Consider the following 6,000-nt stretch of genomic DNA (forward strand, 5'->3'; position numbering starts at 1 on the left):
AGTCTAAGCATTCCCTGGTGGGGCGCCGATCAGACGGAGTCCGGTTGTGCCTCTCCAGCGGGGGCCCGGAGAATGAACCGCGTATGAGTGACGTGATGCCTCCGGGCCAACCAGACATCGCCTCGATCGTCGATGGCATCGAGCGCACCAATGAGCTGCTGCAGCGTGTGCTGGCCGAGGTCGCGACCACCCCCTCCACCCACGCGATCTTCGTGGACGCCGGTTACGTCTACGCCGCGGCCGGGCGGCTCGTCGCCGGAACGGAGGACCGCCGGAACTTCGAGCTGGACTCGGAGGGGATCATCGAGGCGTTCATCGACAAGGCCCGGACGATCTTCCCGGACAGCCGGCTGCTGCGGGTCTACTGGTTCGACGGGGCCCGGCGCCGCATCCACACCCCGGAGCAGCAGCGCATCGCCGAGCTGCCCGACGTCAAGGTCCGGCTGGGCAACCTCAACGCCAACAACCAGCAGAAGGGCGTCGACTCACTCATCCGCTCCGACCTCGAATCCCTCGCCCGGCACCGGGCCATCGGCGACGCCGTGCTGATCGGCGGCGACGAGGACCTGGTCTCCGCCGTCGAGGCCGCGCAGGGGTACGGGGCACGCGTCCACCTGTGGGGCATCGAAGCCCTCGACGGGCGCAACCAGGCCGAGCCGCTGCTGTGGGAGGTCGACAGCCAGCGCACGTTCGACCTCGACTTCTGCAAGCCGTACGTCACCCGGCGGGCGACCGGCTACGAGCCGAACGGCGACGCTCCGCTGTGCGGACCCGCGCCCTCCCGCGACGAGGTGCGCTTCATCGGCGCGCAGATCGCCGCGCAGTGGCTCTCCGCACGCGGCCGCGACAGCCTCGCCGATCTGCTGCCCGGCCACCCCTACCTGCCCGGCTCGGTCGACCAGGAGCTGCTGATCGACGCGGAGGGGATGCTGCGGCTGTCGCTGCGCGCCCACGCCGATCTGCGGCGGGCGCTGCGGGACGGCTTCTGGGAGCATCTGCAGGCGCAGTACTGAGCCCGCGGTAGTGAGCCGCCGTACTAGCCGAGGTCCCTCCAGAAGCCGATCAGCGCGTCCGCCGTGGGATGCGGCCGCTCGGCGTTGGGGGAGTGCTCCGCGCCCTCGATCACGGTCCGGCGGGCGGACAGCCGCTCCGCCATCGCGTCCATCAGCGACACCGGCCAGGCGTAGTCCACCTCGCCCGACAGCACGTGGGTGGGGAGCGCCGTCGCGGCCAGCTCCCCGACCCGGTCCGGCTCGGCGTTCAGCTGCCGCCCGGTGGCCATGAGCTGCTCCGGAACGGTGCCCATCCAGCGCGCGTGCAGAAAGTCCCGTACGCCGGGCGGGGTCACCTCATCGGCGGCCTCGGGGGGATCGAGGTCGCGCATCGCCTGCCACACGGACTCCATGTCCATCACGCTCAGCGCGTCGATCAGCAGCTTGGTGCGTTCCTGCTGCGGGGGCGCGATGGCGGCGGGCCCGGAACTCATGATCGTGAACGAGGCGAACGCGGCCGGGTCGAGGAGCACGGCGGCCCGTGCGATCAGCCCGCCCAGCGAATGCCCCAGCACATGGACCGGTCCCGCCGCCCCGTCCGCCACCGCCGCGGCCTGCGCGAGCAGATCCCGTGCCAGCTCGTCCTGCGCGTAGGCGGCCTCGTCGCGCGGGCCGGGGCTCTCGTACTGCCCCCGCCCGTCGACCGCGACCGCCCGGAACCCGGCCGTGGCCAGCGGCTCCAGGAGCGCGATGAAGTCCTCCTTGCTCCCGGTGAACCCCGGCACCAGCAACACGGTCCCCCGCGCCGCGCGGTCCGGCCGCGCGTCATGCACGGCGAACTCGCCGCGCGCGGTCGTCAGCCGATGGGCGCGTGCGCCCGGGGGGAGGGTGAGAAACGGCGGCCTGCTCATGAAGACGAGGCTATACAGGACGCGGAGAACCCCACGTGAACGCAGCGTTGTGCCCAACGGTTCGTGGGCGATCGTTCTGCGGGGGCACCTCCCAGCGGTAGCTGGAGGAGGAACGGGTGGGCACCAACCGGCCACCGGGCCGCACCCGGCAACGAGACCGCGGCATACGGCAACGCGCCCGGGGCCTGATCCGCACTGCGGATCAGGCCCCGTGGGGTGCTGGGTGCCGTCAGGCTTCGGGGGTCTCCGCCGCTGCCGCCCGGGTGCGGGTGCGGCGCCGTACGGGCTTCGCCTCCGCCTCGGCCTCGGGCTGTGCGGCGGCCTCCGCGGCCTTGGCCGCCGTACGGGTACGACGGCGCGGCTTGGCGGGAGTCTCGGCCTCGGCCTCCGCGACCGCCGCCGTCTCCTCGGTAGCGGCCTTGGCCCGGGTGCGACGGCGCGGCGTGGCCGGGGCGGCTTCCGCTGCCTCGGTCACCGTCTCGGCCGTCTCCGTCGCCTTGGCGCGCGTACGACGGCGCGGCTTGGCCGGGGCTTCCTCGGCCACCTCGGCGGCCTCGGTGGTGCCTTCCGCCGTGGCGACGGCGGTTTCGGCGGTGGCGGCCTTGGCGCGAGTGCGGCGACGCGGCTTGGCCGGGGCTTCCTCGGCCGTCTCGGTCACCGTCTCGGCCGTCTCCGCCGCCTTGGCGCGCGTACGACGGCGCGGCTTGGCCGGGGCTTCCTCGGCCACCTCGGCGGCCTCCGTCGTGCCTTCCGCCGTGGCGACGGCCGTCTCGGCCGCGTCGGCCGTATCGGCCTTCGCACGGGTGCGGGTGCGGCGCCGGGGCTTGGCGGGGGTCTCCTCCGCGGGGGCTGCCGGGGCCTCCACCGCCGGAGCCTCCACCGTCTCGACGGCGGCGACGGCCGCGGTGTCCGCCTCGCCCGACGCACCGGCCCGGGTACGGCGACGGCGGCGCGGACGGCGCGGCTCGGTCGCGGACTCGGCGCCCTCGGTCTCGGCCGGGGAGGCGGGAGCGGAGGCGTCCACCGACTGGCCACCGCGGGTGCGGCGGCGGACCCGCGGGGTGCGGGTGCGGCGCGCGGGGGGCTCCTCCGCGGCGGGGGAGCGGCGACCGCGGCCGCCGGTCTCACCGAGGTCTTCGACCTCCTCGGCGCCCAGCCCGGCCCGGGTGCGCTCGGCGCGCGGCAGGACACCGGTGGTGCCCTCCGGGATGCTGAGCAGCTCGTACAGGTGGGCGGAGGTCGAGTAGGTCTCCTCCGGGTCGTTGAACGGGAGGTCCAGCGCCTTGTTGATCAGCTGCCAGCGCGGGATGTCGTCCCAGTCGACGAGCGTGATGGCGATGCCCGAGGCCCCCGCGCGGCCGGTGCGGCCGATGCGGTGCAGGTAGGTCTTCTCGTCCTCGGGGGACTGGTAGTTGATCACATGGGTGACGCCCTCGACGTCGATGCCGCGCGCGGCGACGTCGGTGCAGACGAGGACGTCGACCTTGCCGTTGCGGAAGGCGCGCAGCGCCTGCTCGCGGGCGCCCTGGCCGAGGTCGCCGTGGACCGCGCCGGAGGCGAACCCGCGGCGGGAGAGCTGGTCGGCGATGTCGGCGGCGGTCCGCTTCGTACGGCAGAAGATCATCGCGAGGCCGCGGCCCTCGGCCTGCAGCACCCGCGCCACGACCTCCGGCTTGTCCATCGAGTGGGCCCGGAAGACGTGCTGGGTGGTGTTGGCGACGGTCTGGCCCTCGTCGTCCGGCGCGGTGGCGCGGATGTGCGTGGGCTGCGACATGTAGCGGCGGGCGAGACCGATGACGGCGCCCGGCATGGTCGCCGAGAACAGCATGGTCTGGCGCTTGGCCGGAAGCATATTGATGATCTTCTCGACGTCCGGCAGGAAGCCCAGGTCGAGCATTTCGTCGGCCTCGTCGAGGACGAGCGCCTTGACGGAGGAGAGCCGCAGCTTCTTCTGGCCCGCCAGGTCGAGCAGTCGGCCGGGGGTGCCGACGATCACGTCGACGCCCTTCTTCAGGGCCTCGACCTGCGGTTCGTACGCGCGGCCGCCGTAGATCGACAGCACGCGGACGGCGCGGACCTTACCGGCGGTCAGCAGATCGTTGGTGACCTGCTGGCACAGCTCGCGGGTGGGGACGACCACGAGCGCCTGCGGAGCGTCGGTCAGCTGGTCGGGCTTGGCCCGGCCCGCCTCGATGTCCGCGGGGACCACGACGCGCTCCAGCAGCGGGAGGCCGAAGCCCAGCGTCTTGCCGGTGCCGGTCTTGGCCTGGCCGATGACGTCGGAGCCCGAGAGGGCGACCGGAAGCGTCATCTCCTGGATGGGGAACGGGGACGTGATGCCGACGGCCTCAAGGGCCTCGGCTGTCTCGGGGAGGATCCCGAGTTCTCGGAAGGTGGTCAGGATGCTTGCCTCTTCTGTGAGACGCGGCGAGAGGCGGCGAAGGGGGTCGCACGGCGCCCGGGTACACCGGCCTTGGTGGCCGATCCGGCGCGGGACCACTGCCCTCGCTCGAGCGCTCACGCCGCGAGCGGGTCCCTCCTGCCGTGCACATGAAGATGCGCGCCGCGCGGAGGGCGGTCGGGTGTTAGGAGCCGATCGGGCCACCGACCGGGCATCCGCATTCGTGGAACGACCCGCCGATACTCGACGGGTGCAAATACCACTGTACCCCGGAAGTGCGCATCTGTGACCGGCCAACCCGAACCGGGCCCTGAGGGGACTTGGCTGACCAGGGCCTTCCTCGGTACGTCGGGCGGACTATTGTGCGCTCCATGGAGACGTCTGATACGCCTGAGACCGAGAAGACCCCGACCGGAATCGCCGCCCAGGACTGGGACCAGGCCGCGTCCGAGCCGCAGTACCGGGCCGCGGTGGTGGATCTGCTCGGGGCGCTCGCCTATGGCGAGCTGGCCGCCTTCGAGCGGCTCGCGGAGGACGCCAAGCTGGCGCCCACGCTGGAGGACAAGGCGGAGCTGGCGAAGATGGCGTCGGCCGAGTTCCACCACTTCGAGCGGCTCCGGGGCCGGCTGGCGGCGATCGGCGAGGAGCCGACCGCGGCGATGGAGCCGTTCGCGGCGGCGCTGGACGGGTTCCACCGCCAGACCGCGCCGTCCGACTGGCTGGAGGGCCTGGTCAAGGCGTACGTGGGCGACTCGATCGCCAGCGACTTCTACCGCGAGGTGGCGGCCCGCCTCGACTCGGACACCCGCGGCCTGGTGCTCCAGGTCCTGGACGACACCGGCCACGCGAGCTTCGCGGTGGAGAAGGTGCGGGCCGCGATCGAGGCCGATCCGCGGGTCGGCGGACGTCTGGCGCTGTGGGCCCGGCGGCTGATGGGCGAGGCGCTGTCGCAGGCGCAGCGGGTGGTCGCCGACCGCGACGCGCTGTCCACGATGCTGGTGGGCGGCCTGGCCGACGGCTTCGACCTGGCGGAGGTCGGCCGGATGTTCTCCCGGATCACCGAGGCCCACACCAAGCGGATGTCGGCGCTGGGCCTGGCCGCCTAGTCCGGCGGATTGTCGTTGTCTCAGGCCACGGAAAGGGCTCCGGTGCTTCCGGAGCCCTTGGGGCGCTGCTCGGGCGCGCCGGCGCGCTTACGCCGGGACCGAGCGGCGGCGACCGGTTCGGGGGCGGATGAGCAGCGACAGCAGCGCCGCGGCGAAGCCGAGCGCGACCATCAGGACGACCGCCGAGTAGCCCGAGCCCAGCACCGTGTGGGCGATCATCGCGCCGAAGAGCGCCGCGCCGGGGCCGGTGGACAGGACGAGGGGGGTGGCGGGCAGTCGGCGGGGCAGCCGTCGGCTCGCTCCGTACGCGATGGCGAAACCGATCAGTACCGAGCCGAGCGCTTCCCAGAAGATCATGGCGCGTCCTTCCCGTGTGCGGACCGGACCGACGCGTGATCACGCGTCGGTCCTGCCGGTCCTACCCGGGCCCAAGCGGGGGCAACCCTGATCGAGGGGGCGGGCTGCGGCGCACCGGCGCACGACGGCGGCGGGGCCCGCCAGGGCAGGTCGCACAACGGCGGCGGGGGGGCGGGGGGAAGAGCCCCCCCGGGCCCACCCGCCCCGTCGTTGGCCCCCCCCAGCACTCCTCA

Annotated in this window: 5 protein-coding genes; 2 read left to right on the forward strand and 3 right to left on the reverse strand. The window is 73.3% G+C overall.

The genetic code is table 11. The annotated features are described in order from the left end of the window. The first annotated feature begins 83 nt into the window (after positions 1–83). Positions 84–1,013 (forward strand): NYN domain-containing protein, encoded by a 930-nt coding sequence (locus tag ACZ6CL_RS02210; protein ID WP_468930047.1) that lies wholly within the window; start codon positions 84–86, stop codon positions 1,011–1,013. Between the two features lie 23 nt (positions 1,014–1,036). Here the strand turns inward: ACZ6CL_RS02210 and ACZ6CL_RS02215 are convergent, their stop codons facing one another. Both ACZ6CL_RS02215 and ACZ6CL_RS02220 read right to left on the reverse strand, forming a co-directional pair. Then, complete coding sequence (locus ACZ6CL_RS02215) at positions 1,037–1,903, reverse strand: alpha/beta fold hydrolase (protein WP_468930050.1); 867 nt, start codon at positions 1,901–1,903, stop codon at positions 1,037–1,039. 229 nt (positions 1,904–2,132) lie between these two features. Then, entirely contained in the window at positions 2,133–4,214 is a 2,082-nt protein-coding gene (locus tag ACZ6CL_RS02220; RefSeq protein ID WP_468930053.1) for a DEAD/DEAH box helicase, read from the reverse strand. 461 nt (positions 4,215–4,675) lie between these two features. Between ACZ6CL_RS02220 and ACZ6CL_RS02225 the strand changes: the two genes are divergently transcribed. Beyond that, complete coding sequence (locus tag ACZ6CL_RS02225) at positions 4,676–5,410, forward strand: ferritin-like fold-containing protein (RefSeq protein WP_468930056.1); 735 nt, start codon at positions 4,676–4,678, stop codon at positions 5,408–5,410. Positions 5,411–5,497: 87 nt separating this feature from the next. On the opposite strand, the gene ACZ6CL_RS02230 is transcribed toward ACZ6CL_RS02225, so the two are convergent. Beyond that, positions 5,498–5,767: a hypothetical protein gene (locus tag ACZ6CL_RS02230; RefSeq protein WP_385445842.1), complete on the reverse strand. Its 270-nt coding sequence runs from the start codon at positions 5,765–5,767 to the stop codon at positions 5,498–5,500. Positions 5,768–6,000 lie beyond the last annotated feature (233 nt).

It is taken from the genome of Streptomyces sp. NPDC041200 (assembly GCF_055591805.1).